This is a genomic window from Mesorhizobium sp. ESP-6-4, from assembly GCF_020164735.1.
GTDB lineage: Bacteria > Pseudomonadota > Alphaproteobacteria > Rhizobiales > Rhizobiaceae > Mesorhizobium.
Window position 1 is genome coordinate 63,371 of sequence record NZ_JAIUGS010000013.1, and the last position, 22,716, is coordinate 86,086.

27 protein-coding genes are annotated in these 22,716 nt (G+C 64.6%); 13 read left to right on the forward strand and 14 right to left on the reverse strand.

Going from position 1 to position 22,716, the window contains the following annotated elements; genetic code table 11:
• Positions 1 to 93: 93 nt before the first annotated feature.
• Positions 94 to 1,113, forward strand: a complete 1,020-nt coding sequence (locus tag LB523_RS21175; protein ID WP_095769456.1) for a LacI family DNA-binding transcriptional regulator — start codon at positions 94 to 96, stop codon at positions 1,111 to 1,113.
• On the opposite strand, the gene LB523_RS21180 is transcribed toward LB523_RS21175, so the two are convergent.
• From LB523_RS21180 to LB523_RS21195, 4 genes are all read right to left on the reverse strand, one after another.
• Positions 1,103 to 1,903 carry an inositol monophosphatase family protein gene (locus LB523_RS21180; RefSeq protein ID WP_140845309.1) on the reverse strand — a complete coding sequence of 267 codons (801 nt, stop codon included), beginning with the start codon at positions 1,901 to 1,903 and terminating at the stop codon, positions 1,103 to 1,105. The two genes, LB523_RS21175 and LB523_RS21180, sit on opposite strands and share 11 nt — an antisense overlap.
• Before the next feature lie 67 nt (positions 1,904 to 1,970).
• The gene (locus LB523_RS21185) at positions 1,971 to 2,969 is read right to left on the reverse strand and encodes an LLM class flavin-dependent oxidoreductase (protein ID WP_224548866.1); all 999 of its coding nucleotides are present in this window, start codon (positions 2,967 to 2,969) and stop codon (positions 1,971 to 1,973) included.
• A gap of 3 nt (positions 2,970 to 2,972) precedes the next feature.
• Positions 2,973 to 3,794 carry an arylamine N-acetyltransferase family protein gene (locus LB523_RS21190; RefSeq protein ID WP_224606643.1) on the reverse strand — a complete coding sequence of 274 codons (822 nt, stop codon included), beginning with the start codon at positions 3,792 to 3,794 and terminating at the stop codon, positions 2,973 to 2,975.
• A 147-nt stretch (positions 3,795 to 3,941) separates the two neighbouring features.
• Positions 3,942 to 5,108 carry an AI-2E family transporter gene (locus LB523_RS21195; RefSeq protein ID WP_224606645.1) on the reverse strand — a complete coding sequence of 389 codons (1,167 nt, stop codon included), beginning with the start codon at positions 5,106 to 5,108 and terminating at the stop codon, positions 3,942 to 3,944.
• 260 nt (positions 5,109 to 5,368) lie between these two features.
• On the opposite strand from LB523_RS21195, the gene LB523_RS21200 reads away from it, so the two are divergent.
• Positions 5,369 to 5,932 (forward strand): carboxymuconolactone decarboxylase family protein, encoded by a 564-nt coding sequence (locus LB523_RS21200; protein ID WP_224606647.1) that lies wholly within the window; start codon positions 5,369 to 5,371, stop codon positions 5,930 to 5,932.
• Positions 5,933 to 6,070: 138 nt separating this feature from the next.
• Positions 6,071 to 6,910: a helix-turn-helix domain-containing protein gene (locus tag LB523_RS21205; RefSeq protein ID WP_224606649.1), complete on the forward strand. Its 840-nt coding sequence runs from the start codon at positions 6,071 to 6,073 to the stop codon at positions 6,908 to 6,910.
• Between the two features lie 27 nt (positions 6,911 to 6,937).
• Here LB523_RS21205 and LB523_RS21210 read toward each other — a convergent pair whose 3' ends face one another.
• Positions 6,938 to 7,999: an LLM class flavin-dependent oxidoreductase gene (locus LB523_RS21210; RefSeq protein WP_224606651.1), complete on the reverse strand. Its 1,062-nt coding sequence runs from the start codon at positions 7,997 to 7,999 to the stop codon at positions 6,938 to 6,940.
• Between the two features lie 228 nt (positions 8,000 to 8,227).
• Between LB523_RS21210 and LB523_RS21215 the strand changes: the two genes are divergently transcribed.
• Positions 8,228 to 8,656, forward strand: coding sequence for a DUF6481 family protein (locus tag LB523_RS21215; protein WP_095769468.1), 429 nt, complete (start codon positions 8,228 to 8,230; stop codon positions 8,654 to 8,656).
• Positions 8,657 to 8,730: 74 nt separating this feature from the next.
• Here LB523_RS21215 and sugE read toward each other — a convergent pair whose 3' ends face one another.
• The gene (sugE, locus tag LB523_RS21220) at positions 8,731 to 9,045 is read right to left on the reverse strand and encodes a quaternary ammonium compound efflux SMR transporter SugE (protein ID WP_140544826.1); all 315 of its coding nucleotides are present in this window, start codon (positions 9,043 to 9,045) and stop codon (positions 8,731 to 8,733) included.
• Positions 9,046 to 9,232: 187 nt separating this feature from the next.
• Positions 9,233 to 9,358: a hypothetical protein gene (locus LB523_RS29290; RefSeq protein ID WP_095769470.1), complete on the reverse strand. Its 126-nt coding sequence runs from the start codon at positions 9,356 to 9,358 to the stop codon at positions 9,233 to 9,235.
• A gap of 198 nt (positions 9,359 to 9,556) precedes the next feature.
• Between LB523_RS29290 and LB523_RS21225 the strand changes: the two genes are divergently transcribed.
• On the forward strand, positions 9,557 to 10,516 hold the full coding sequence (locus tag LB523_RS21225; RefSeq protein ID WP_224606653.1) for a cation diffusion facilitator family transporter: 960 nt from the start codon (positions 9,557 to 9,559) through the stop codon (positions 10,514 to 10,516).
• Positions 10,517 to 10,551: 35 nt separating this feature from the next.
• Entirely contained in the window at positions 10,552 to 10,956 is a 405-nt protein-coding gene (locus LB523_RS21230) for a GFA family protein (protein ID WP_140845317.1), read from the forward strand.
• A 249-nt stretch (positions 10,957 to 11,205) separates the two neighbouring features.
• On the opposite strand, the gene LB523_RS21235 is transcribed toward LB523_RS21230, so the two are convergent.
• Complete coding sequence (locus tag LB523_RS21235) at positions 11,206 to 12,459, reverse strand: DNA recombination protein RmuC (RefSeq protein ID WP_224606655.1); 1,254 nt, start codon at positions 12,457 to 12,459, stop codon at positions 11,206 to 11,208.
• 103 nt (positions 12,460 to 12,562) lie between these two features.
• Here LB523_RS21235 and def point away from each other — a divergent pair, with 103 nt between their 5' ends.
• Genes def through truA form a run of 5 tightly spaced genes read left to right on the forward strand, consistent with a single transcriptional unit; the run spans position 12,563 to position 15,612 of the window.
• Positions 12,563 to 13,093, forward strand: coding sequence for a peptide deformylase (def, locus tag LB523_RS21240; RefSeq protein ID WP_040984875.1), 531 nt, complete (start codon positions 12,563 to 12,565; stop codon positions 13,091 to 13,093).
• Between the two features lie 57 nt (positions 13,094 to 13,150).
• Positions 13,151 to 13,330, forward strand: coding sequence for a hypothetical protein (locus LB523_RS21245; RefSeq protein WP_224606657.1), 180 nt, complete (start codon positions 13,151 to 13,153; stop codon positions 13,328 to 13,330).
• Between the two features lie 57 nt (positions 13,331 to 13,387).
• Positions 13,388 to 14,323, forward strand: coding sequence for a methionyl-tRNA formyltransferase (gene fmt, locus LB523_RS21250; protein WP_224606660.1), 936 nt, complete (start codon positions 13,388 to 13,390; stop codon positions 14,321 to 14,323).
• Complete coding sequence (locus tag LB523_RS21255) at positions 14,320 to 14,826, forward strand: GNAT family N-acetyltransferase (RefSeq protein ID WP_224606663.1); 507 nt, start codon at positions 14,320 to 14,322, stop codon at positions 14,824 to 14,826. Before fmt ends, LB523_RS21255 begins: the two co-directional genes overlap by 4 nt.
• Before the next feature lie 21 nt (positions 14,827 to 14,847).
• A complete protein-coding gene (truA, locus tag LB523_RS21260; protein ID WP_224606666.1) occupies positions 14,848 to 15,612 on the forward strand; it encodes a tRNA pseudouridine(38-40) synthase TruA in 765 nt (254 codons plus the stop codon).
• Between the two features lie 336 nt (positions 15,613 to 15,948).
• Here truA and LB523_RS21265 read toward each other — a convergent pair whose 3' ends face one another.
• Together LB523_RS21265 and dapE are read right to left on the reverse strand one after the other, a co-directional pair.
• Positions 15,949 to 16,554, reverse strand: a complete 606-nt coding sequence (locus LB523_RS21265; RefSeq protein ID WP_140845368.1) for a transporter — start codon at positions 16,552 to 16,554, stop codon at positions 15,949 to 15,951.
• A gap of 2 nt (positions 16,555 to 16,556) precedes the next feature.
• On the reverse strand, positions 16,557 to 17,756 hold the full coding sequence (dapE, locus tag LB523_RS21270) for a succinyl-diaminopimelate desuccinylase (protein WP_224606669.1): 1,200 nt from the start codon (positions 17,754 to 17,756) through the stop codon (positions 16,557 to 16,559).
• A 173-nt stretch (positions 17,757 to 17,929) separates the two neighbouring features.
• On the opposite strand from dapE, the gene LB523_RS21275 reads away from it, so the two are divergent.
• On the forward strand, positions 17,930 to 18,964 hold the full coding sequence (locus LB523_RS21275; RefSeq protein ID WP_224606673.1) for a 2-dehydropantoate 2-reductase: 1,035 nt from the start codon (positions 17,930 to 17,932) through the stop codon (positions 18,962 to 18,964).
• Here LB523_RS21275 and LB523_RS21280 read toward each other — a convergent pair.
• Genes LB523_RS21280 through dapD form a run of 3 tightly spaced genes read right to left on the reverse strand, consistent with a single transcriptional unit; the run spans position 18,873 to position 20,897 of the window.
• Complete coding sequence (locus LB523_RS21280) at positions 18,873 to 19,640, reverse strand: hypothetical protein (protein ID WP_224606675.1); 768 nt, start codon at positions 19,638 to 19,640, stop codon at positions 18,873 to 18,875. The two genes, LB523_RS21275 and LB523_RS21280, sit on opposite strands and share 92 nt — an antisense overlap.
• A 6-nt stretch (positions 19,641 to 19,646) precedes the next feature.
• Positions 19,647 to 20,018: a DUF805 domain-containing protein gene (locus LB523_RS21285; protein WP_140635861.1), complete on the reverse strand. Its 372-nt coding sequence runs from the start codon at positions 20,016 to 20,018 to the stop codon at positions 19,647 to 19,649.
• Positions 20,019 to 20,042: 24 nt separating this feature from the next.
• Complete coding sequence (gene dapD, locus LB523_RS21290; RefSeq protein WP_224606678.1) at positions 20,043 to 20,897, reverse strand: 2,3,4,5-tetrahydropyridine-2,6-dicarboxylate N-succinyltransferase; 855 nt, start codon at positions 20,895 to 20,897, stop codon at positions 20,043 to 20,045.
• A 144-nt stretch (positions 20,898 to 21,041) separates the two neighbouring features.
• Here dapD and LB523_RS21295 point away from each other — a divergent pair, with 144 nt between their 5' ends.
• Positions 21,042 to 21,881: an LOG family protein gene (locus tag LB523_RS21295; RefSeq protein WP_095769522.1), complete on the forward strand. Its 840-nt coding sequence runs from the start codon at positions 21,042 to 21,044 to the stop codon at positions 21,879 to 21,881.
• A gap of 29 nt (positions 21,882 to 21,910) precedes the next feature.
• On the opposite strand, the gene LB523_RS21300 is transcribed toward LB523_RS21295, so the two are convergent.
• Positions 21,911 to 22,534, reverse strand: coding sequence for a response regulator (locus LB523_RS21300; protein ID WP_246680236.1), 624 nt, complete (start codon positions 22,532 to 22,534; stop codon positions 21,911 to 21,913).
• Between the last annotated feature and the right edge of the window lie 182 nt (positions 22,535 to 22,716).

The window sequence follows — 22,716 nt, forward strand, 5'->3', positions numbered from 1 at the left end:
GTTTGCGTAGGTTTGGCCAAATAGGGGCGGTTAAACGTTTCGAAAATGACGGTGTCAGGGCGGAAAAAACAGCGGAAATCCACGGCGCCGACCATGCTGCATGTGGCTGAGGCGGCGCGTGTGTCCGTGGCCACCGTGTCGGCAGTGCTCAACGGCACCGCCACCGTCAGTCCGGAGCTTACCCAGCGCATCGAGCAGGCGATCCGCGACATCGGCTACAAGCGCAACGCCATTGCCCGCAGCCTCAAGATGGGCACCACTCGGACCATTGGCCTGACCGTGCCGCATATCACCAACCCGTTCTTCACCGATGTCGTTTCGGTCATCCAGCAGGCGTTCGACCGCGCCGGCTACGCCGTCATGCTGTGCTGCACGGACGAGGACCTGAACACGCAGGACGACCAGATCCGGCTGCTGCTCGACCGCATGGTCGACGGGCTGATCGTGGCGCGCGTCGGCGACGGCGGCATCCTGAAGGGCATCGTCGGGGACGCCAACGTGCCGGTGGTGCTGCTCGACCGCCTCTGCGAAGGCGTCGACACCGATGCGGTGGTGCTGGACAACCAGCGCGCCGTGTTCGACGCCGTCACCTATCTGATCCATCTCGGCCATCGCCGCATCGGCTATATCACCGGCGCCTCCGACATATCCCCCATGCATGACCGCATGATCGGCTACCGCGAGGCGCTGCAGGCCGCCGGCCTGCCGGTGGCGGAGGAGCTCATACGCTCCGGCAATTTCCACGAGATCGACGGCTATAACGCCACAATGCAGCTGCTTTCGCTGCACGACCGGCCAAGCGCGATCTTCTCGGCCAACAATCCGATGGTGATCGGCACCATGAAGGCGATCCGCGACATCGGTCTCAGCTGCCCCGAAGACATTTCGGTCGCCTGTTTCGACGATTTTCCCTGGTCGGACGTGTTCGTGCCGCAGCTGACCACCGTGGCGCAGCCGGTGCAGGCGATCGGCGAGCAGGCGGCGAACCTCCTGCTCGACCGGCTGGCCGGCAACAGGGAGGCGCCGCCGCGCAAGCTCGTGCTGAAGGGCCGGCTGATGATCCGCAATTCCTGCCGGCCGCTCGGCGCGCTCGCGCAGAGCGTCAGCGCGTAAATCCGAAGGAGCTCTCGCCTAGCAGCTGCAGCCTTGGAAAGATGCCCCGGCCGCCGGCGACCACACGGGTGCCTTTGCCGATCACCGTCTTGGGATCCGCTTTCAGCACCGTGCCGCCGGCCTCTTCGACCAGCAGCATGCCGGCCAGGCAATCCCAGGCGTTCATGTGCTCCTCGAGATAGCCGAGCAGCCGGCCGGCCGCCGCATAGGCAAGCATGAGCGCTCCGGAAGCATTGCGGTAGAAGACGCCGCCCTCGCCCATGATCAGGCCGATGAGAATGACGACATTCGTGGTCGAGGCGCGGTTGGAGAGCCCGGTGCCGACGGCGCCGTCGGAAAGCGACGCCGCATTGCTGGCCTTGATCGGCTTGCCGTTGAGGAAGGCGCCGCCGCCGCGGCGGGCGTAGAACGTTTCGTCGGTCGAGGGTTCGTGGATAACGCCGACGATCGTCTCGCCATCCCTGGCGCAGGCGATCACCACGCACCAGGCGGGAATGCCGCGCACGAAATTGGCGGTGCCGTCGATCGGGTCGATCACCCAGACATGACCGGTTGTTCCGGTCACCGCCGCGTGCTCCTCGCCGACGATGCCGTCTTGCGGATAGGCCTCGGCAATCGCGGCGCGGATGAACAGCTCGACCTCGCGGTCGGCCTCGGAAACCAGGTCCTGGTGGCCCTTGCTCTCGACGGCCAGGTTGTCGAGGTCGCGAAAATATTTCAGCCCCAGCTCGCCGGCGCGCCGCGCCAGGTCGATGGCAAAATGCATGCGGTCGTCGAGATCATGGGTCATGTGCAGGCTCGCGCGTTGGCGGTGAGCCTGCCCTTAACAGATGGATATGTCAGAAGCCATGGCGCCGTCAGGCCGCCTTCGACATCGATTTGTGCACGTCAGCGAGGATCTCGAAGGAACGCACGCGCGCCGCATGGTCGAAGCACTGCGCCGTCACCATCAATTCATCGGCGCCGGTGCGGCTTATGAAGGCGTCGATGCCTTGGCGCACCGTCTCCGGCGAGCCGACGACGGCGCAGGACAGCGCCTGGGCAAGCATGGTTTTCGCCGCAGGGTCGAGGTCGCGGTCGTAATTCTCGACCGGCGGCGGCAATTGGCCGGGCCGACCGCTGCGCAGATTGACGAAGGCCTGCTGCAGCGAGCTGAACAGAAGCTTCGCCTCGGCGTCCGACGGCGCGGCGAAGACATTGAGGCCGAGCATGACATAAGGCTTGTCGAGTTGCGCCGACGGCTGGAAGCGCGTGCGATAGACCTCCAGCGCATGATCGAGCTCGGCCGGGGCGAAATGCGAGGCGAAGGCGTAAGGCAGGCCGAGAAGGGCTGCGAGCTGCGCGCCATAGAGGCTGGAGCCGAGGATCCAGACCGGCACGCTCTGGCCCTCGCCGGGCACGGCGCGGATGCGCTGGCCTTCTTCGGCTGGCTGGAAATAGCCCATCAGCTCGACGACGTCCTGCGGGAAATTGTCGGCGCTTTCGAGATTCCGTCGCAACGCCCGGGCGGTCAGCATGTCGGTGCCCGGCGCGCGGCCGAGGCCGAGATCGATACGGCCGGGGAAAAGCGCCGCCAGCGTGCCGAACTGCTCGGCGATCACCAGCGGCGCATGGTTGGGCAGCATGATGCCGCCGGCGCCGACGCGGATCGACTTGGTGCCGCCGGCGACATGCGCGATCACGACGGACGTCGCCGCGCTCGCAATGCCCGGCATGTTGTGATGCTCGGCCAGCCAGTAGCGCCGGTAGCCCAGCCGCTCGGCATGGCGGGCAAGGTCGAGCGAATTGGCAAGCGACTGCGAGGCGGTGCTGCCTTGCGTGATCGGCGACAGGTCGAGAACCGAAAGGGCCGTCATTGGTCAGGTCTCCACGATGCGTTTTTCCCGCAGTTTCGCCTCGAAGGCGGCGCGGTCGGGAATGACGATGGCGAGCTGCATCTCCAGCACGCCGGCGAGCTCAGTGGCCGTCGCGATCTCGCGCTGCTCGCTGCTACCGCCGGCATGATGTGTCGACAGCCGGTTGTTGCGCAGCGCATGGCGCCGGTCGGGCAAGGCGAGCGCAGCAACCAGGGTCGACAGGAAATGCGAGCTCGGATGCGTCGACAGGAAATGGCTTCCGACCAGGTAGTCGACCTCATAGGCCTGGCTCATGTCGAAGCGGTAGAGCGTGCGCCAATCGCTGCCAATGCCTGCTTGCAGGCGAAGATCGTCGCCGGTCTCGACGATGCGGAAGGCCTCGTGCGGTGTCTGCTGCACCAGCCCGGGCTCAAGCAGCAGCGGCGCCGTCAGCGTCAGGCCGCCGAAGCCGACATCGGCAATGTAGGTGCGGCCGCCGAGCTCGACGCACAGCAGCATATGGCTGCGCGCGGTGACGGCATCGTCGGGCTGGCCCCACAACACGCGCGCCGCCAGCCCGCTGGTCGTGAAGCCGAGCGCCTTCAGCGCATGCATGAAGATGAGATTGTGCTCGAAGCAATAGCCGCCGCGGCCCTGGCCAAGAATCTTGTCCTGCAGCGAGGCGATGTCGAGCCCGACGGAAACGCCCATCAAGGCGTCGATGTTCTCGAACGGGATCGCCTGCGGGTGGATTGCGTGCAGCCCCTGCAGCGTGGCGAGCGAAACGTCGGTCGGCCCGTCATAGCCGATGCGGGCGAAATAGCCATCGAGATCGAAGTCGCTCATTCAGGGGCAGGTCCGGCTTGACCGGCCCGATATAGGCACTGCCCGCCAACGCTGCAAATAACGGCCACGCTTTGCGATTGGGCCACATGCCAATGCATGTCGCCCGGAAGTGCGCAGCGGTTCTCGGACTTTTCAGCGCGACGTGCTTCAGGCCGGTTTGTGATTGTTTTCGGCCGGCTCTTCCTCGATGGCCATGGACTGCTGCGCCGCCAGGAAGTTGCCGACATGGCTCAGGCCCTCGAAATGGTCGCAGAAGACCTTGATGACGACCAGCAGCGGCACCGCCATCAGCGCGCCGACGAAGCCCCACAGCCAGGACCAGAAGGCGATGGCGATGAAGATCGCCACCGCATTGATCTCGAGGCGCCGCCCGACCACCGTCGGCGTCACGAACTGGCCTTCGATGATGTCGCACAGCACCACGAAGGCCGGCGCCAAGAGCGCATAGGCGATCGTGTCGAAGCTGATCAGCGCGATGATGGCGACAATCACGACCGTCATCAGCGCGCCGACATAGGGCAAGAAATTCAGCAATGCCGCCATCGCCCCCCAGACGAGCGGGTTGGGCATGCCGAGCCCCCACAAGCCCAGCCCGATCACCGTCCCGAGACTTACATTGATGATGGAGACCGTGAGCAGATAGTGCGAAATCTCGCGCTCAACGTCATAGACGATGCGCAGCGCCCGCTTCTTCTGCGTCATGCTGGCGAAGGATTGGACGATCTTCTCGTAGAACAGCGTGCCGGAGGCGAGCAGGAACAGCGACAGCACGAAGACGATGGTGATCGCGGTGCCTGCTTCCAGGATGTTGCTGGCCGCCGTGGACAGGATGCCGGAAGGCGCTACCGCGACCCGCTGAAGGCCGGGTTCCTGAGACGTCTCCGTCAGCGCCTCCAACTGATGTGCGAGGTCCGTCATTCGTTCGAGCGGCCGCTTGAACGGCGCCAGCCGCTCGGTGAGCTGCTGACCGATCGAATAGCTGTTGTTGATGAGGTCGATGACCGGACCGCTGAGCAGATAGCCTGCGGCGGCGAAGACGCAGATCGAAAGCAGCACCAGCAGCGTCGCCGAGACAACCTCAGGGATGCCGTGCTTGCGCAGCAAACGCACGATCGGCGTCAGCGTCAGCGCCAGCAGGAAGGCGAGTATCACCGGCATGAAGAAGGCGCGCGCGAAGTACAGCGCCGCCGCCGTCATCAGAATGAAGATCCCGATCACCAGCGACCGCGTCAAGCGCATGTCCGCCCGGGCGCTGGCACGCGGATCAGGGCTTTCGGCAACGCTCGCGCCCGAAACGATCGGCTCGGCTTTCATCGGTTCCCCTTGCAAGCCCACCACCCAAACAATGAATGCATGGCAGGCTTTCGGGCGAAACGCGGGAGTTCCGGGCAAGGTTCCATGAGCCGGCTGTCCGCGGCATCGCACATGCGGTCGCGCTATTACATGACGTGTAATTGAGCCGCTGCGCCGGCCAGGCCTAATACGGGCAGGCTTTTGCGACGACAGAGCAGAAGGCTGGCGCGGCGACGACTTCGTCCGCGCGATCACATCCGATTTTGCAAGAGGACGTTACAATGCAAAGGTTCAACCTCCAGACGATCGGCTCGGCACCCGAAAAATCCAGGCCTGCGCTCAAGGCGTTGGAAGAGAAGTTCGGCTTTCTTCCGAACGTCATGGCGACTATGGCCAACAGCCCGGTGCTTCTCAACGGATTCGTCGCCACTTTCGGCAGTTTTCACGGCGGCAGCTTCGATGAAATCGAAAAGCAGGTCCTGCTGCTTACCAATGCGGTGACGATCAAGTGCCCCTGGACCGTTGCCGCGCATTCGACATTCGCCATCGAAGACGGCATCGACGAGGGCGAAGTCCAAGCGATCCGAAAGGGCAGGCTGCCAGCCAACCCGAAATACGCGGCGCTCTCGGCGTTGACGAAGACGTTGATCGAAAAAAAGGGAAACGTCACCGATGCCGACATCGATGCCTTCACCGCGGCGGGTTACTCGAAAGCCCAAGTTCTGGAGGTGGTGACCGGCGTCGGCGTTTCGACAATGGCGGCAATCACGACCAACATGGCCGGTACGCCGACCGAGGAGCGCTTCCGGGCGCAGGCATGGTCTCCGCTCGCGGTGGCAGCCTGACCCGCATAAAAACCGAGACCTGGAGCGCGACGCACTTCAGCGTGATTGGCGGCGCATGGATCGGCACGATCCCTGCGCCGCCAAAACCTGAGCCGGATTGAAGCGTATCGCAGCGGCGGTGCCCGAGGATTGCTGACCATGAACCCGTCGAATATCAGGACAGGCATGACGCCCGATCTGGGTGTGCTCTTGCGCCACTGGCGCGATTTGCGCGGCACAAGCCAGCTCGATCTGTCGCTTGATACCGGCATCTCCCAACGACAGATCAGCTTCATCGAAAGCGGACGCAGCGTGCCCAGCCGCGAAACCCTGATGGCTATCGCCCGGGGGCTCGATGTGCCTTTACGCGAGCGTAACACATTGCTGCTCGCCGCGGGCTATGCGCCGATGTTTTCCGAAAGCGCGTGGGATTCGGTGGAAATGAAAAGCGTTACCGACGCCCTGACGCGCATCCTGCGGCAGCACGAGCCCTTTCCAGCAGTCGTGATGGATCGCTACTGGAACGTGCTCATGGCCAATGAATCCGCGCCGCGCTTCTTCGGCTGCTTCATCGACATGTCCGCCCGCCAGGGACCGCGCAACATGTTGCATCTGATGTTCGATCCGCAAGGCATGCGTCCGTTCATCGCCAATTGGTCCGATGTCGCCAGGAGCTTGTTCGAGCGTGTCTATCGCGAATCCATCGGCCGCGTTGTCGACGAGAAGACGAAGGCCCTGCTGGCGGAATTGCTCGCCTATCCGGATGTTGAAACCCAATGGAGAAACCCGGTGGCACTGGGCTTCACGCCAGTCATTCCGCTGGGATTCGTCAGGGAAGGCAGGGTTCTCAACTACTTTTCGATGGTCACCACGGTCGGGACGCCGCAAACCGTCGCTGCCCAGGAACTGCGTGTCGAGTGCATGTTCCCGGCCGACGAGGCAACCGAGGCGCTTCATGCCGAAATGATGGCCGTCGGCGCCGGGCATCCAGCGGCCTAGCATCTGGAGACCGGCGTCGACTACCGCTCAGTCGACCGGCGCCGCGATGGCGGGCGCGGTTTTGGCCGTCTCCTTGCGCACGATCGGCGCCACCCTGGTGCCGTAAAGCTCGATAGCCTTCATGATCTTGGCGTGCGGCATGGTGCCGATCGCCATCTGCAGCAGGAAGCGGTCGTTGCCGAAGATCTTGTGCTGGGCGACGATCTTTTCCGCCACGGCCTCAGGATTGCCGACGAAGAGGGCCCCACTGGGACCCCGCGCGTGATCGAAATGCGCGCGCGAGGTCGGGCCCCAGCCGCGCTCGCGGCCGATGCGGTTCATCACCTCGGCCTGCGGTCCGTAGAAATCGTCGGCCGCCTGTTCGGTCGTCTCGGCGATGAAGCCGTGCACGTTGATGCTCGTGGCGAGCCAGGCCGGATCGTTGCCGCCGCGCCGCGCCGCCTCGCGATAGATATCGAACAACGGCGCGAAACGCGCCGGCTCGCCGCCGATGATGGCCAGCGCCAGCGGCAGGCCGAGCACGCCGGCGCGCGCGGCGGATTGCGGCGTGCCGCCGATGGCGATCCAGACCGGCAGTTTTTCCTGCAACGGACGCGGATAGACGCCGCGGCCGTTGATCGGCGCGCGCAGCTTGCCCTGCCACGTCACTGTCACCTGATCGCGGATGGCCAGCAACAGGTCGAGCTTCTCGGCGAACAGCTCGTCATAGTCCTCGAGATTGTAGCCGAACAGCGGGAAGGATTCGATGAAGGAGCCGCGCCCGGCCATGATCTCGGCGCGGCCGCCGGACAGAAGGTCAAGCGTCGCGAATTGCTGGAAGACGCGCACCGGATCGTCGGAGGAAAGCACCGTGACCGCGCTGGTCAGACGGATGCGCTTCGTGCGCTCGGCCGCCGCGGCCAGCGCCACCACCGGCGCCGAGGCGGCATAATCTGGACGGTGATGCTCGCCAAGGCCGAACACGTCGAGGCCGACCTGGTCGGCCAGCTCGATTTCCTCGATGAGGTTGCGCAGCCGCTCATGCGGGCCGATCGCGCCGGGGCCCGGCTCCGGGCTGACATCGGCGAAAGTGTAGAGACCGAGTTCCATCTGGTTGCGTCCTCAATGTTCACGTGGGCTTTTGCTGTCGGCGCTAGAGGTAGCCATCCGCCGTTCTGCCCGCCAGACGCGCGATCTGTGAACAGTGCATCGTGCTGCCGGGCCGTATCCCTGCGGCAACAAGCCCGGATTTTTCATGGCTGCCATACCGTTTTGGCGCTTGAACTTACCGCTTTCACGCGTATGTAAGCGTCGCGAATAGACTGCAGGGAAGTACACTTGGCTATCTACAGGGAAAAAGACATTTTCGAGCGGCGCAATGCCGCGAACGAGGCAAAGAAGGCGCTGCTCGAGCGCTTCAAGGCAAAGCCGGCGGCGGATGATCCGACAGTGCTGGCTCGCCAGGCCGAACGCAAGGCGATCCTTGAGGCCCGCGCCATCCGCGAGGCGGAAAAGGCAAGGCTGAAGCAGGAAAAGCTGGCACGCGAAGCGGCCGAGAAGGCCGAGCGCGAGGCGATTGCCGAAGCGGCGCGTCTTGCCGCGGAAGCGGCGGCGGCCGAAGAGGCCAAGCGCCGCGAGGCCGAGGAATCCGAGCGCATCGCTTTCGAGCTTGCCGATGAGGCCGCGCGCAAGGCCAAGCGTGACGCACGCTACGCCGCCCGCAAGGCACGTGTCGGCCGTACGCCTCCGGGCTTCTCCGCCCGCTAGGTTCGGATTCGTTGGAACATTAAGTCAGGGTCGCCGAAAGCGGCCCTGAACGTGTTTGTGCTACGGATAGCAGGCTAGGCGACCAGTTTCAGCCCGACGATGCCGCAGACGATCAGGCCGATACAGGCGAGCCGGACGATCGTCGCCGGCTCGCCGAGCAGCCAGATGCCGAGCAGCGCCGTGCCGACGGTGCCGATGCCGGTCCACACCGCATAGGCCGTGCCGACAGGCAGCGTCTTCAGCGCCAGCCCGAGCAGGCCGAGGCTTACGATCATCGAGGCGATGGTGAGAAGGGTCGGCAGCGGCTTGGAGAAGCCGTCGGTATATTTGAGGCCGATGGCCCAGCCGATCTCGAACAGGCCGGCGAAGAAAAGAAAAATCCAGGACATCGAAGACACTCCGTCATTCCAGCATCGCCTGAGATGCTTGGCGGCGGGTCGTCCCGGCCGGTTTTCGGGGAAGCGAGGTCGTCCTCGCCCTTTGATATGGGGTGGCCTCGATCAACAAAACACCGGCAGCATTGTCATGCCGCCGGTTCAAAGTCAGCATTGAGCCGGGTCGGCCGAATTCGGCCGCTTACTTTTCCTTGATACGCAACGCCTTGACCGGCGGCGCCTTCGGAGCCGGGGCCGCGGCGGGCTTCTTGGCGTCCTTCTTCGGCTTGCGGGCTTCCTTGCCCGCCTTCATCGCACCTTTAGCCATGATTCGCTCCTCCGATTGTGGACGTGCGAGTGAAACAAGAGAAATGCCCGGCTGCAAGAGGCTGTGCTGCTTTGCGAAGCCGGTCGACCGGCTGTCAACCGATTTCCGGGCACAGCGCGGTTCGAAACCTCGCACGGGCTGGTGCATTGTCTGTGAGGCGGGCCGCTAGGCTCGGGCGCGGGGCAGCTCGGAGATCGCATGGCAGGACATAGCGGGTCGAGACGGGTGATCTACGCCGCGCTCGCCGGCAATTTGGCGATCGCGGCGACCAAATTCGCGGCGGCCGCCCTCACCGGTTCGTCCGCCATGCTGTCGGAAGGCGTGCATTCGCTGGTCGACACCGGCAACGGCGCGCTGCTCCTCCACGGCATGCGCCGCGCCGCACGGCCGCCCGACCGCACCCATCCGCTCGGCCACGGACGCGAGCTCTATTTCTGGAGCTTTATCGTGGCGCTTCTGGTGTTCGCGCTCGGCGCCGGCATTTCCTTCTATGAAGGCGTCATCCACATCATGGCGCCCGAGCCGTTCGTCAACGCCAAGGTCAACTACATCGTGCTTGCCCTCTCCTTCGTCTTCGAAGGCAGCTCATGGCTGTTAGCGCTGAAGGAGTTCCGGCAGCAGAAGGGCAAGCAAGGCTGGCTGCAGGCCGTGCAATCGAGCAAGGATCCCAGCGTCTACACGGTGCTGTTCGAGGACAGCGCCGCGCTGCTCGGGCTGGCAGTCGCTTTCGCCGGCATCCTGTCGGCCCAGCTTCTCAAAATCCCCGAGCTCGACGGCCTCGGCTCGATCGGCATCGCCATCATCCTCGGCGCGACCGCCATCTTCCTGGCGCGCGAGAGCAAAGGGCTGCTGCTTGGCGAACCTGCCTCATCCGAAGTGCAGAAGAAGGTGCTGGCGATCGTCCAGGACGATCCGGCGGTGCAGCGCGCGAACGGAATCCTGAGCGTCCATATCGGGCCGGAGGAAATCGTCGCGGGCTTGAGCATCGAATTCGAGGATCATCTCAGCGCGCCCGATATCGAGGCCTGCGTCGAGCGCCTGGAAGCCAGGCTCAAGAAGGAAATGCCGCAAATATCGAGGCTCTTCGTCAAGCCGCAGGCAACTGGCACATGGGAGCGGCGGCGCAAGGCCATGGCCGAGGCCTCGGAGGAGGGATAGATTTTGACAGCGCGAACTTGTCAGGAGGAAGGCCTATGAAGATCGACGGCGGATGCCATTGCGGCGCGATCGCCTATGAGGCGGAGGTCGATCCGGAAAAGACCTCGATCTGCCACTGCACCGACTGCCAGCAGCTGACCGGCACGGCCTTTCGCGTGACCGTCGGCGCGCCGGAAGAGCATTACCGGATTACCAAGGGCACACCGAAAGTCTATATCAAGACCGGATCCAGCGGGGCCAAGCGCGCACAGGGGTTTTGCGGCGAATGCGGGTCGCATCTTTATGCGACGTCGGTTGGCGACGGACCGAAAATCTATGGCATCAGGGTGGGGACGGCGCGCCAGCGCGACCAACTGGTGCCGAGAAGACAGGTCTGGCACCGCTCGGCGTTGCATTGGCTGCCGGAGTTTGAAGGCATGGCGACCATCGAGGAGCAGTAGCACTGTCGGATCGGCCCGTTGACGGAAGCCTCGGCGATTGGCTGACTGTTTCGCGCCTTCGTCATCCTCGGGCATGACCCGAAGATCCATGCCGTGACCGATATGAGGGGCTCGGCGGAGCAAAATTCTTAGCCGTCTCAATGCGTTAGCCTCATGGCATGCAAGTGATCGGCGTTCCAGACAATCTCCAAGGGATGCGACCTCGCCAGCGAAGGAAGAATCGGTCGTTCCAACGTCGGCGTCGAGCGACTACTCGTCGCCCTCGACGACGCGCAGCCTGAGCTGACCCGTCTTGGAGTCTGCTACCCGCGAACCGCCTTCGGCCTTTGGCGCGGCACCTCGTGCGGCCTCGGTCTCGCCTTCCGCGAATTCCAGCGCCTCGATCTTCTGGCCGCGCTTGGTCACCTTCGACGTCGACACCAGGATGTCGTCGATGTCGCGCGCCGCCTGGCCGAAATGTGTCTGCAGCCGACGTACCCGCTCGTCGACCCGACCCACATCTTCCATCAGGCGGATGACCTCGCCCTGGATCAGATGCGCCTGCTCGCGCATGCGCGCGTCCTTGAGGATCGCCTGGATCACCTGGATCGACAGCATCAGCAGCGAGGGCGAGACGATGACGACGCGGGCGCGATGCGCCTTCTGCACCACCGCCTCGAAATTCTCGTGGATCTCGGCAAAGACCGATTCCGACGGCACGAACATGAAGGCGGTGTCCTGTGTCTCGCCCTGGATCAGGTATTTTTCGGCGATATCGCGGATATGCACCTCGATGTCGCGGCGGAAAGCCTGCGCCGCCGCCTTCTGCATGGCCTCGCCCTCGGCGGCGCGGATGGCGTTCCACGCCTCCAGCGGAAACTTGGCGTCGATGGCGAGTGACGGCGCGCCGTTGGGCATCCGCACCAGGCAATCGGGCCGGCTGCCGTTGGAGAGGCTGGCCTGGAACTCGTAGGCGCCGTGCGGCAGGCCGTCGGCGACGATCGCTTCCATCCGCGACTGGCCGAAGGCGCCGCGCGTCTGCTTGTTGGAGAGGATAGCCTGCAGCTGCACGACCTGGCCGGCCAAGGACTGGATGTTGCCTTGCGCGGTGTCGATCACCGCCAGCCGCTCCTGCAGCTTGGCCAGGCTCTCATGCGTCGACCTGGTCTGCTCGGCCATGGTCTGGCCGAGGCGCCCGGTCATGGCGTCAAGCCGTTGTCCAAGCGACTGGGTGAGCTCGGCCTGCCGCGCCCCGAACACCTCGGCGATCGCCCCCATGCGCCCCTGCATCTCGGCCTGCGCTTGCATGATGTCGGCCATCCTCGCCTCAGCATCGCGGGCATGGTCGGCGGCTTCGGCAGCCGCCGCCGCGCGTACCCCGGCCGCGCGCCACAAGGCGACGACGAGCGCCACGGACAGCGCAAGCAGAAGGATCGCGCCGAAAGCCAGCGCCTGGCCAAGCGTCACGGTCGTGGCGCCAAGCCGCGCGATGGGCTCGGAAAGGACGGAGGTCATGTCGTTCATTTGGGCAGCATAACCGATTCGGCCTCCTGGCACAGATCAAAACGTGAACAGGTCAAAGATGCCCCGGTTGACGCTTTTCAAGCGAGGTCTTAGGTGAGACGCCATGTCGATCAAGCCGCTCATTATCCTTCCCGATCCCGTCCTGCGCCAGGTTTCCAAGCCGGTCGAGCGCGTCGATGCCGATTTGCGCAAGCTCGCAGACGACATGCTGGAGACCATGTATGACGCGCCGGGCATCGGCCTCGCGGCGATCCAGGTCGGCGAGCCGCGGCGGCTGCTGGTCATAGACCTTGCCAAGGAAGGCGAGGAGCCTCAGCCGCATGTCTTCATCAATCCGGAAGTGCTCGAAAGTTCCGACCAGCGGTCCGTCTATGAGGAAGGCTGCCTGTCGATCCCCGACTATTACGCCGAGGTCGAGCGCCCGGCTTCGGTGCGGGTGAAGTATCTCGACCGCGACGGCAAGCTGCAGGAGATGCAGGCAGAAGGCCTGATGGCCACCTGCCTGCAGCACGAGATTGACCATCTCAACGGCGTTTTGTTCATCGACCACATCTCGAAGCTCAAGCGCGACATGGTGGTGCGGAAGTTCAAGAAGCTCGCCAAGGACAAGGCGCCGGGCAAGATGGTGGGCTAGGCGACGCCTTTCCGCGCCTGAAAGAACCCTGGATCATGATATCAGTCGAAGGTTTCGATGGGCGACACCCCGATCAGCAACATTCCTGAACCTGGCCCAAAGCCACAAGTCTCCACATGGGATGCGATCCGCAGCGCATTCGTGTCTCAAGACGCGATCAGCGACGAGTTTGCCGATATGATGAATGAGATCGAGGCTCAGAGGAAGCGCGATTTCGGCCGCGATTTCGACGATTGATCGAGATTCGCGAAAGCAAGCGCCAAAGCGGGCGGTAGGAACAGGAGCACATCCGTCATGCCGCTTCGCGTCATCTTCATGGGCACGCCGGATTTCTCAGTGCCGACCTTGCGCGCCATCGCCGAGGCCGGCCACGAGATCGCGGCCGTCTACACCCAGCCGCCGCGCGCCGCCGGCCGGCGCGGGCTGGAACTGACGCCCTCGCCTGTGCAGCGCGAGGCGGAGCGGCTGGCGCTCGACGTTCGGACGCCGACGTCGCTGAAAAGCGAGACCGAGCAGCAGGCTTTCGCAGCCTTGCAGGCCGATGTCGCCGTCGTCGTCGCTTATGGCCTGCTGCTGCCGAAAGCCGTTCTGGACGCGCCAAGGCTGGGCTGCCTCAACGGCCATGCCTCGCTTTTGCCACGCTGGCGTGGTGCTGCTCCCATCCAGCGCGCCATCATGGCCGGCGATACCGAGACCGGCATGATGGTCATGAAGATGGAAGAGGGTCTGGACACCGGGCCGGTGGCAATGGTTGAAAAAGTCGCCATCGCGCCCGACATGACAGCCGGCGAATTGCATGACCGACTGATGATTCAAGGCGCTTCGCTGATGGTTGAGGCGCTTGCGCAGTTGGGGATAAATTGTCTGACATTTACCCAACAGGCAACGGCAGGGGTGACCTACGCCCGAAAGATCGATAAATCGGAGACACGCGTAGACTGGACGCGGCCTTCTGGCGAAGTCCACAATCACATTCGCGGCCTCTCGCCCTTTCCGGGCGCGTGGTGCGAGGTCGACATTGGCGGCCGCATGGAGCGGCTGAAACTGCTTCGCTCGACGCTCTCGGATGGCGTCGGCGAGTCGGGAGGAATTCTCGATGACCGGCTGACGGTCGCCTGCGGGACAGGCGCGGTCAGGCTGGTCGAAGTTCAACGGGCGGGCGGAAAGCCTGCCACCGCGCAGGAGTTTTTGCGCGGAGCCAAGATCGAAAAAGGAACGAAACTCACATGAGCATGATGTCGATACGCGCGGCGACGCCGCGGGATCGCGAGGCGATCCGCCTCGTCGAAGAACATGCCTTTGGCCAGCAGGCGGAAGCCGGCCTGGTCGACGCGCTTGTCACCGGCGGCGATGCCGTCGTCGAGCTGGTTGCAGAGGAAGACGGGCAGATCGTCGGCCATATTCTTTTCTCGCGACTGTTCGTTCAGAACGGCACCAAGCAGTTCGCCGCCGTCGCGCTGGCGCCGCTGGCGGTCGAGCCGTCGTTCCATGGCACCGGCATCGGGGGCGCGCTGATCCGCGAGGCGCATGTCCGCCTCAAGGAAGCCGGCGAGATGCTGGCCGTGGTGCTGGGCGATCCGGTCTATTATGGCCGCTTCGGCTACAGCCATGCCCGTGCCGAGAAGTTCGAGAGCGAGTACCAGGGCGAGGCGCTGCAGGCGCTGGCCTGGGGTGACGCGCCCGAGACCGGCAGACTGGTCTACGCTTCCGCCTTCACCGCCTTAGCCGCCTAGGCGAGCGGCAAGCGCCGCAGCATGCCGCGTTTTCGGCTCGATATCGAATATGACGGCAGCCAATTCGCCGGCTGGCAGCACCAGGCCGACCAGCCCTCGGTGCAGCAGGCGATCGAGCAGGCGATCGAGAAGTTCTGCGGCGAAGAGGTAAGAATACGTGCCGCCGGCCGCACTGATGCCGGCGTGCACGCCACTGCGCAGGTCGCCCATGTCGACCTGGCCAAAGCGTGGTCGGGCGACAAGGTGCGCGACGCCGTCAACGCGCATCTGCATGCGGCCGGCACGCGTGTCGCCATCCTGAAAGCTGCCGTCGTCGCCGACGGTTTCGACGCGCGGTTTTCGGCCACCGGCCGCCACTATCTCTATCGCATCCTCAATCGCCGGGCGCCGGCGGCGCTGGAAAAGGGCAAGGTCTGGTGGGTGCCGAAGCGGCTCGACGCCGAGGCCATGCATGAGGCGGCCAAGGTGCTGCTCGGAAAGCATGACTTCACCACCTTCCGCTCAACCCAGTGCCAGGCCGAAAGCCCGGTCCGCACGCTTGACCGCCTCGACGTCAGCCGCGATGGAGACTTCATCGAGCTGCGCAGCTCGGCGCGCTCTTTTCTGCACAACCAGGTTCGCTCGATGGTCGGCTCGCTGAAGCGCGTCGGCGACGGCTCCTGGAGCGCCGCCGATCTCAAGGCGGCGCTCGAAGCGCGCGACCGCGCCGCCTGCGGCCAGGTAGCGCCGCCGGACGGGTTGTTTCTTGTCGGGGTGGATTACCCGGAGACAGAGACGGCCAAGTGAAAGCCTCTCATTCCGCCAATGACGCGAGGCAATTGTTTCAGCTTCGAACTTGTGCTGGAGACGGGAATTGTCGGCGTCGGCGCTGCCCTCATCGCCCTGCCGGGCACTTCTCCCCGTATAGTGACGGGGAGAAGGGGCTGGCCGCAGCGCCGGCTTCCTTCCTGCACCGTTAGCAATTGGCGAAGCCGCGGATGACGGCGCTCCTCTCCCCGTCACCATACGGGGAGAGGATGCCGGCAGGCAGGTGATGGGCAGCGCTGACTTTGAATGGTGAAAAACGAGGGTGGATTCAAATCCGAAGCGACTGTTCTGGAAACAGCCGCCCCCGCTGCAACGTCAACCCGTCGTGCCGTCCGGTATGTCGATGCCGAGCAGCGCCTGCAGGCCGAACAGGACCAGCAGCGAGGCGACGAACATGCCGATGAACACGGCCGTGCCCACCGCGGCGCCTTTGCCGATGGTTGTGTTGGTCATGCGCCAGGTCAGCACCATCGACAGGGCGAACAGCGCCAGCGACACCAGGCTGCTGACCTCGCTGGCGGAAGGCAGGAGCAGCCTGAGCAGCGCCGAGGGCAGCATCAGCCAGGCGATGATTGCCGACGCCCAGTTGGACGCGACGACATAGTGGACGAAGCGGCCGCCGATGCCGGCGCGCGGCGCCACCAGCGCAAGCACGACCAGCGGCAGCACCCAGGAGCCGATATCGACGGTCGCCAGCCTTACCAGCATGCCGAGGCGCCCGGCGAAGGCATCGGGGTCGCCGACCTCATTGGCTATCCCGACCCAGCCGACGATCAGCGCCGGCGCCGCCACGACGATGGCAAAGAAGGAATTCCAGAAACCGTCGGCCGAAAGGTCGAGCAGGCGCAGGCCATCAGCCTTGCCGAACATCAGGCGCCAGGCGCCGGCCAGCGAAGCATAGGTTTCGTCTGCCGAAAGCATGGTCACGAAAGGCCTTGTCCGAACCAGTCTTCGATAAAGCGTTCGTAGATTTGCGTCAGCGTCTCGAGATCGGCAAGCGCGACGCGCTCGTCCACCATATGCATGGTCTTGCCGACCAGCCCGAACTCGACCACGGGGCAATAATCCTTGATGAAGCGCGCGTCCGAAGTGCCGCCGGAGGTGGAGAGCGCCGGCCTCTTGCCGACCACCGCCTTGACCGAACCGCTCAGCGTATCGATCAGCCTGTCGTCGCGGGTAAGGAAGACATGGCTCGGCCGGTCGCGCCAGACAAGCTCGTAGTCGACCGGCGCCTTCTTGCCCGGCCGGTATTTCTTGCGCCCGGCGGCCTGGTCGAGCCGGTTGTGGATCTCGGCCTGGACCGATTCGGCGTCCCAGGTGTCGTTGAAGCGGATGTTGAAAATGGCCGTCGCCTTCGCCGGGATGACGTTGGTCGCCGCATTGCCGACATCGATCGACGTCACTTCGAGGTTGGTCGGCTGGAAATCCTTCGTGCCCTTGTCGAACACCGGATGGAGCAGCGCGTCGACCAGGCTCATCAGGCCACGCACCGGATTGTCGGCAAGCTGCGGATAGGCGGCATGGCCCTGGCGTCCGTTGACGGTCACGCTGCCCGACAGCGAGCCGCGCCGGCCTATCTTGATCATGTCGCCGAGCGCATCGGGATTGGTCGGCTCGCCGACGATCGAGGCGTCCCACTTCTCGCCCTTGGCCGCTGCCCAGTCGAGCAGCTTGGTGGTGCCGTTGATGGCCGGACCTTCCTCGTCGCCGGTGATCAGCAGCGACACCGAGCCTTTCGGGCCGCCATTCTGCGCGACATGGCGCGCAACCGCGGCGATAAAGCAGGCGATGCCGCCCTTCATGTCGACGGCGCCGCGGCCGTACATCTCGCCATTGGCGATTTCGGCGGCGAAGGGCGGATGCGTCCAGGCCGCCTCGTCGCCCACCGGCACCACATCGGTATGGCCGGCAAACATCAGATGCGGCCCGTTGCCCGAGCGCCGCGCATAGAGGTTTTCGATGTCCGGCGTGCCGTCTTCCGAGAAGATTGGACGCTCGACCGAAAAGCCGAGCGGCTTCAGCATGTCTTCAAGGGCCGCAAGCGCGCCACCCTCGGCGGGCGTCACGGACGGGCAGCGGATCAGGGCGGCAAGATTCGCGGCGGGATCGGTAGGCAATGTCATGGGCAAAGCGATAGTCGAAAGCGTTTGTCGTGTCACGGTGGCAGATGATCGCCGCTCATGCCGCCGACAATATGGTTTTCATGGCGGTAAATGCATGTCGCCCGCAAGTGTGCGGCAGTTCTGGGAGAACGACATGCCTAATAGTAAGGTGGCGGCCAAGCGAGGACGAGTGCATGGTCCGTGAAACGAAGACGATCGCAATAGCCGGCGCCGGCAGCATCGGCTGCTATGTCGGCGGCTGCCTGGCGCTCGCCGGACGCAAGGTCGTCTTCCTCGGCCGCGGCCATGTCGTCGCGGCCATGCGCGAAAGCGGGCTGCGCGTCAGCGATCTTGATGGCCACGAACGCCGCATCGAAGCGCAAGCGATTTCGGCCACCGACGATCCGGCGGCAGCGCTCCCCGATGCGGATGTCATCCTGGTGACGGTGAAGAGCGGCGCGACCGGGGAGATGGCCGGGCTGATCGCCGCCCACGGACGCGCTGATGCCGTGGTGGTCAGCCTGCAGAACGGCGTCGACAATGCGGACAGACTGCGCGCCGCGCTTCCTGGACGGCGGGTGCTGACCGGCACGGTGATGTTCAACGTCGTCCTGTCGCCCGATGGCGAGGCGCCGTTGCGTGCGCATCGCGCCAGCCAGGGCGAGGTGATGATCGACCACGGCGTCGACGGCCTTGTCGATCTGCTCGACGTCGATGGGCTTGCCGTCGAAGCGCGCGCCGACATGAAGGCGGTGCAGTGGGGCAAATTGCTGATGAACCTCAACAATGCCCTCGTCGCGCTTTCCGACCTGCCTCTGGCGAAGCAATTGGCCGACCGAAGCTGGCGCGTCATCCTGGCCGGCCAGATCGATGAGGCGCTCGCCGCGATGCGAGCGGCGGGCATAGCGCCGGCGCGCATCACCGGCCTGCCGCCGTCGCTGCTGCCGAAAGTGCTGCGGCTGCCCGACTGGCTGTTCGGGCTTCTGGCGCGCCGCATGCTTGCGATCGACCCTCAGGCGCGCTCGTCGATGTGGGACGACCTGAAACGCGGCCGCCCGACCGAGATCGACGAATTACAGGGCGCCGTCATTCGCCTGGCCAGGCAAACGGGCACCCCGACGCCGATCAACGAACGCGTCACCGCGCTGGTGCGTCAGGCGGAAGCGGAAAAGCGCGGTCCGCCCGGGCTCGGGCCGGAAGCGGTCGGCGGCGGTCATCGATCAGCGTGATCTTCTGCCAGATCTTGCGCGACAGGTTGGAGCTAAGATTCTCGATATCGTTGACGGCATTGACGACCACATCGTCATTGACCGATTGCGCGAACAGCGCCGCGACCTTGCCGGCAATCGACAGCATTTCGGAGCAATAGTCGAGATAGCGCGCCAGGTCGGCCGCGTCGGTGATGCGGGCGGGCGAGTGCGAGGTCGGCTTGAAATCGGCCGACAAGGTTGCCGGATCCTTGGTCAATTGATGCATGTCGATGACATGGATCAGCGAGCGCAGCCCGTGCAGCTGCCGGAAAACCTTCTTGCGCTTGATCCGCTCCTCGGCGCGGATCAGCGCCAGCAGCCCGAGCGCGGCGAGGATGACCGTGTTGATCGTCGCCTCGATGCCTTGCATCGACTGCACGGCATCGTCGGCGCCCGAAATGCGGTCGAGCGGCAGGATGGTGCCGACGAACAGGAACATCGCCACGCCGGCGACGAAGGCCGCGACGATGGCGCCGCGCAGCCACCAGATCGGCGCTTCCAGTTCCTTGGCGGCCTTGGTGAGGTCTTGCGACAGCGACACCAGTTCGGCGGCAACGGCGCGCAGGCCCCTCTCCGGGAAACGCTCCGCGACGCGCTCCTCCAGCCTTTGCGCCGTCTCGATGATCCGCGCCGGGTCGAGCGTGCGATAGCGCATGCGACCTCAGCTATCACCCGGGGCGTTGGTGCGCCTGCCGTAGCGGTTCGGTCCGGGATCGCTGCGGAAACAGGCCAGGATGATGAGCAGGATGGGACCGATGATGAGCGAGATCAGCGCAAAATAGGTCGGCTTGCCGAAATCATGAAAGCGCTTCGCCGTCACCGCGAACGTGGCCCAGGCCGAGATCAGCAGCACGCCCCAGCATATCATGGCCCAGTTCTGGCTGGCGGTCGTGTTCAGCTCCACCCGCGCGAACTGGTAGAACGGGAAAAACTGGACAAGGACCAGCAAAATCCCGGCCAGCGCATAGGCGACCGGGCTCAGCCGCCCCGAAAGGCTGAAGAACAGCCAGAGGAATTGCGATCGTTCAGCCAATGGCTTCCGCTCCGTCGTGGAGGATCAATCGCGCAGCAATTCGTTGATCGAGGTCTTCGACCGGGTCTTGGCGTCGACGCGCTTGACGATGACGGCGCAGTAGAGGCTCGGGCCCGGCTCGCCATTGGGCAGCGGCTTGCCGGGCAGCGATCCGGCGACGACCACCGAGTTCGGCGGCACCTCGCCGTAAAAGACCTCGCCGGTGGCACGGTCGACGATCTTGGTCGACTGGCCGATGAACACGCCCATGCCGAGCACCGAGCCTTCGCGAACGATGCAGCCTTCGACCACTTCGGAGCGCGCGCCGATAAAGCAATTGTCCTCGATGATGGTCGGGCCGGCCTGCATCGGCTCCAGCACGCCGCCGATGCCGACGCCGCCGGAAAGATGCACGTTCTTACCGATCTGGGCGCAGGAGCCGACCGAAGCCCAGGTGTCGACCATGGTGCCGGTATCGACATAGGCCCCGACATTGACGAAGGACGGCATCAGCACGGCGCCCGGCGCGACATAGGCCGACCGGCGCACGATCGAGGACGGCACGGCGCGGAAGCCTGCCTTCTCGAAATCGACGGCGCTCCAGCCGTCGAACTTGGACGGCACCTTGTCCCACCACACGGCTTGGCCGGGACCGCCCTTGATGATCTCCATCGGGTTCAGCCGGAAGGAGAGCAGCACCGCCTTCTTCAGCCACTGGCTGACGTGCCACTTGCCGTCGTCCTGCCGTTCGGCGACGCGGGCGACGCCGCGGTCGAGCAGGTCGAGCGCCGACTGGATGGCGTCGCGCGTCTCGCCGCGCGTCGCGGTCGAAATCGCGTCGCGCTCCTCGAAGGCCTTCTCGATGGTTCTTTCGAGGCTCGCCAGATCGGGCTTCGACATGATTTCGCTCCATTACCAAGCTGTTAAGGGGCCACGCCTTAACCTGTTTAAAAGTCGCGCGGACCCTATGTTAAGGCTCAATGGGGGTCAATCGCGCCTGCGGCACGGGACGGCGCAAGTGAAGGAATTGGACGGGTGGATTCGATGACTCCCATGGAAAAGGCAGGGTGGACGCCGCTGCCGCATTCGGACGAGGATCTGGAGCGCTCGAAAGGCGTGCCGGATACCCCGCAGACGCGTGCCGAGACCTACCGGCTGGCCTGGAACGATCCCGAGTTCATGACGCGTCGCGAATTGCGCGCCGTGCGGCTGCAGCTCGAGCTCCTGAAGCCGGAAATGATCCTGGCCGAACGCGGCATTCATTCGACGGTCATCCTGTTCGGCGGCGCCCGCCTGCCGGAACCCGGCGGCGAAGCCTGGGCGGCCAAGAACGAGACACAGAAGAAGAACCTCGAGGCGAACAGCAAATATTACGAAGAAGCGCGCAGATTCGCGCGTCTGTGCTCGCAGCAGTCGGCCACCTCCTATTATCGTGAATATGTCGTCGTTACCGGCGGCGGGCCCGGCGTCATGGAGGCAGGCAACCGCGGCGCCGACGATGTCGGCGCGCCGTCGATCGGGCTGAACATCGTATTGCCGCACGAGCAGGCGCCCAACGCCTATGTCACGCCGGAGCTCTGCTTCAACTTCCACTACTTCGCCGTCCGCAAGATGCATTTCGTTATGCGCGCCAAGGCGGTCGCGGTGTTTCCGGGCGGCTTCGGCACGATGGACGAGTTCTTCGAGACGCTGACGCTCATCCAGACGGGACGCATGGAGCGCGTCCCGGTCATCCTATTCGGCAAGGCGTTCTGGCAAAGGGCGATCGATCTCGATTTCCTCGCCGAGCAGGGCACGATCTCGCCCGGCGACCAGGACATCATCGATTTCGTCGACACGGCCGAAGAGGCCTGGGAGATCATCCGCCGCTTCTACAAGCTTTAAGGGCGGGAAGACAAACCTGCCCGGTCTGCCTACGCCGGCAGCTCGACCAGCCAGCCATTCGAGTGCGCGAAACGCACGATGGCCGCCCGTGAGTGCAGCGCGAGCTTCTCGGTTGCCCTGGTGCGGTAGGTCTCGATCGTCTTTATGCTGAGGTTGAGCCGGGACGAGATTTCCTTGTTGCTGTAGCCGAGCGCCACCAGCTGGATGACCGACCGTTCCCGTTCGCTGAGATTGCCGGGACCGCCCTGGGTGGCGCCGCGCGGGCTCAATATACGCGCGGCGAGCGCCGGATCGACATAGTTGTCGCCGGCCAATACGCAGCGGATGGCCTGCAGCAGGTCCGTCGCCGTCGACCGCTTGACCACGAAGCCGCGTCCGCCGGCCGCAAGCACCTGGCGCAGGCAGCCTGGGTCCTCATGCGCCGTCAGCGCTATGCAGCTGACCTCGGGAAAGCGTTCGCCAAGCCGTTCGATCAGCGTGACCCCGTTGACGCCCGGAAGCGATATGTCGACCACGGCGACATCGGGTAGCGTCTTGCCGATCCCTTCAAGGGCATCCTCGGCATTTCCGGCCAGTCCGACGATCGTCAGATCGTCCTGGCTGTCGATCATCGCGCCGACCCCCGACAGGATGATCGGATGGTCATCGACCACGAATATGCGCCTGCAGCACACCTTAACCTCCATCAGTCTGCCAAAGGCCCTGTCACGCGGAAAGGGTCCTCTTGTCCTTGATGGTCTAGGCAACTGGCCCGCCTGGCGCGGGACGCCCGTCTGTTCTGGCGGCCTGAACGGCCGCAACGGGTAAGCCATCCCCCGCCTAACCCAATGAAGCC